Below are 2,047 nucleotides of genomic sequence, written 5' to 3' on the forward strand. Positions count from 1 at the left end.
CGAGCAGCTGCTCAGGGCCCAGGACCACACCGCGCACCAGGACCCCCGGACTGCGTGGATCGCCGACTTCCAGGACCTGGCCGTACACGCCGCAGGCGCCCCGGCGCTGGAGCACGACGGCGAGACGGTGACGTACGGGGAACTCAACGCGCGGGCCAACCGCATCGCGCACTGGCTGACGGGGCTCGGTGCCGGTGCGGGCAGGGACATCGCCGTGTTGCTGGACCGGTCCGTCGACCGGGTCGCCACACTGCTCGGTGTCCTCAAGACCGGTGCTGCGTGTCTGGCCCTCGACCCGGAGCACCCCGTCGCGTACACCACGCGCCTGATCGGTGAGGCGGCTCCCGCACTGGTCATCACGGAGGGCCCGGCCGGGGATCGCTTCGGGGGTTCGCTGCCCGAGGGGTGCGTGGTCGTGTCGCCGGGCCGGCCCGACGCGGTGGCGGTTCTGCGGGCGTGCCCGGAGACCGACCCTGCGGAAGCCGGTCCCGCCGACCGGACCGCCTGGACGCGGCCGGCCTTCGTGACGTACACGTCCGACGCGGAGGGAAGGCCCGCACGCATCGCCGTTCCGCACCTGCATCTGGCCCGACTGGCCGGTTCCCTCCGCCATGGGGCGGAGGTGAACGGCGACTCCCGCGTCTCGTACTCGGCATCACCGGGTACCGACGCCGAGCTGATCGAGCTGTCCGCGCTCGCGACGGGGGCCACACTGGTTCTCGCCGGAGCGGGCCGGCCGTCCGGAGCGGAGCTGACGAGGGTGCTCGGCGAGCACCGGATCACCCACGCGGTGCTCGCACCGTCGCAGCTGGCCACGTCGGTCGGCGAGGCGACGACCCCGCCGGACGGGGTGACCACCCTCGTCGTCCTCGGCGAACCGGACGCGCCGGGACTCCTCGCGCGTGCGTCTGCGGGCCGCCGGACGGTACGTGCCCTCGGGCCCGCCGGGCTGCCGCTGGTCGCCCCGCCTGCCTATGTGCTGGACGGGCGGCTCCGGCCGACGCCGTACGGCGTGCCCGGCTCCTTGTACCTCGTCGGCTCCGGGCAGGCCCCGGACGGCGTAGGGACCGACGGCAGCGGTACGGCGTGGCTGCCTGCCGAGCTGCACGGTCCGGCCGGGGCGTGGATCCACCGCACCGGAGACGTGGCGTGCCGCGAGCGTGACGGCGGGCTGCGGCTCGTCGGCCGGGACGACACACGGGTCGTCCTGCGGGGCACGGCCTTTGACCTCGCCGAGGTCGAGGCGGTCCTGCGTGACCTGCCCGGCGTGACACAGGCGGTCGTGACGCTCCATGAGGACCCGGCGGGTGAACGGCGACTGGTGGCCCATGTGGTGCCCGCCGTCGCGAATCAGTTCTCCGTCACCCGGGTGCACGACGAGCTGACGGAGTCGCTCCCTGCCCCGCTGGTGCCGTCCGCCGTGGTCGTACTGGAGGCCCTGCCGACGGCGTCCGACGGGACGGTGGACCGTCGCGCCCTGCCCGAACCCGACTACGCGCCGCTCACCGAACGCGCGCCGCGCACTCCGCGTGAGGCGGTGCTGTGCGGGCTGTTCGCCGACATGCTCGGCGTGGCCAAGGTCGGTGTGGACGACGGGTTCTTCGGCCTGGGCGGCCACTCGCTGCTCGCCACCCGGCTGGTCAGCCGGATCCGCGCGGTTCTCGGTGTGGACCTCTCGCTGCGGGCCCTGTTCGAGACGCCGACCGTCGCTGGACTGGCACGACGCCTCGACGAGGCCGAGGTGCAGCAGCGGACCGCGCTGGTGCCTGTGGCGCGTCCGGAGGTGTTGCCGTTGTCGTTCGCTCAGCAGCGGTTGTGGTTCCTGTACGAGTTGGAGGGTCCTTCGGCGACGTACAACATGCCGTTGGCGTTGCGTCTGTCGGGGGAGCTGGACGAGGCGGCGTTGCGTGAGGCGCTGAACGACGTTCTGGTACGCCATGAGTCGCTGCGGACCTTGTTCAGGGACCGTGCGGGGACTCCTCGTCAGGTGATTCTCGGTGCGGGTGAAGTCGATGTGCCGTTGACGGTCGTCGATGTGGCCGGGTCC

The 2,047-nt window shown here is 72.8% G+C and carries 1 protein-coding gene; it reads left to right on the top strand.

The window, feature by feature from the left end:
* The coding region (locus GA0115234_RS04450; protein ID WP_141718392.1) for an AMP-binding protein at positions 1-2,047 on the top strand (2,047 nt) is incomplete at both ends.

It is taken from the genome of Streptomyces sp. DvalAA-43 (genome assembly GCF_900091725.1).
Lineage (GTDB): Bacteria > Actinomycetota > Actinomycetes > Streptomycetales > Streptomycetaceae > Streptomyces > Streptomyces pulveraceus.